We start from the raw sequence: 1,440 nt of genomic DNA, 5'->3' as shown, positions 1-1,440 counted from the left end.
CCTCGAGCGACTCCACCGACCGTCCCAGCACCGACAGGGCGTTGGCCTGCGCGACGCGGGCCCGCGTGCCGGGCGGCTGGCCGCCCGTCTCGAGCCTGCGTATGCCGTCGAGCAGAAGGTCGTGCTGGGCGCTGGCGCACAGCGCGGGCGCGACGGTCTCGAGGGTGTCGGCGGCGGCCGCGAGCTGGTTGCCTTCGACGAAATGGTGAAATGATCGGGCGGACTGGCCCTGTTCGCGCCACCATCGGGCCAGGCCGAGATGCAGCGCCTGACGTCGCTGGGGCGTGGTGGAGGCCGTCACGTGATCGGCCAGCAGGTGATGCACGAGGATGCGCTCGGGCGACTCTCGTTCCACCAGCAGCCTGCGCTCGAGGGCTGTGCGGAGGATCGATGCGTCGGGCACACCGGAGAGCAGCGCCAGGGCCGTGTCGGGCAGGGGAGCGCGCGCAACTGCGAGCACTTCGAGCACGGCGCGTTCCGGCGGGGGCACGTCGCCCACCACCTTCTCCAGCAGATCTTCGCGAAGCCCGACCGGCAGGGCGCCCCGGGCGAGAGCATCGGCGTCTGCCAGACGGTTCACCAGCAGGCTCGCCATCAGTCGTATGAACAGCGGGTGCCCGCCTACGGCCTCGACAAGTGCGGTGGCGCTCCCGGGGGAGGGGACAGGCGCGCCCGGGTGCAGGGCCAGCAGGTCACCCAGGAGGGAGGCGGCTGCGGGCGACGGCAGCCCTTCGAGCTTCATCTGGGCGATGTCGACGCTCTCCAGGGCGGTGAGGGGCAGATCTTCGCGGGTGGTGATCACGGCGTGTCCGCCGAGATACGTGTGCAGCTGGCGCAGCAGGGTGGCTGCCTGGTCCGGTGCGAGCAGGTGCAGGTCATCGATGACGAGCAGCGCGCGGGCCGCGTTGGCCGCTTCGATGAGGGCGGCCGCGGTCTCGTCGGGAGAGGCTGACGCAACCTGCGGGAACAGGGCGTCGATGCCCGACTGCGGGGTGCAGCGCCCGAACCAGACCACCGCGTCGGGCTGCGTCGCGCGCAGGCGCTCGGTCCACGACAGGGCCAGGGCGGTCTTGCCGATGCCCCCGATGCCCTTGATCACCACGAGGTGCTGACGGCTGAGCAGGCGCTCGAGCAGCGCGAGCTCGTGGTCACGGCCGATGAACGTGTCGGGCGGGCGGGGCACGCGCGTATTCACAGCCCTCGGGTTAGGCGCGGAGGGGGCGTGTCCCTGTCGCCGCGTGGGGCGTCCGTGCAGCACCTGCGTGATGCGTCACGTCAACGCATGTGAATCGGTGAGGTCGCTTCGCTCGCGCGAGATGCCAGGGCTGCGATCGAAAGATTTAACACGATCTGTCTTGAATTCGAGGGCGCAGCGGTGAGATACTCGACTCGATGAACCTCGTACGCACCGGCCTCGAAGGGCTCCTCGAGGAGCACAGC

The 1,440-nt window shown here is 70.3% G+C and carries 1 protein-coding gene; it reads right to left on the bottom strand.

From position 1 onward, the window contains the following. Positions 1–1,195 (bottom strand): hypothetical protein (locus tag EB084_25385; protein ID NDD31598.1); only part of this gene is annotated, 1,195 nt, incomplete at its 3' end. Between the last annotated feature and the right edge of the window lie 245 nt (positions 1,196–1,440).

The sequence above is a fragment of the Pseudomonadota bacterium genome (genome assembly GCA_010028905.1).
Taxonomy (GTDB): domain Bacteria; phylum Vulcanimicrobiota; class Xenobia; order RGZZ01; family RGZZ01; genus RGZZ01.
Note: the sequence above shows the minus strand (reverse complement) of the source record. Positions and strands in the feature narration are given on the sequence as shown.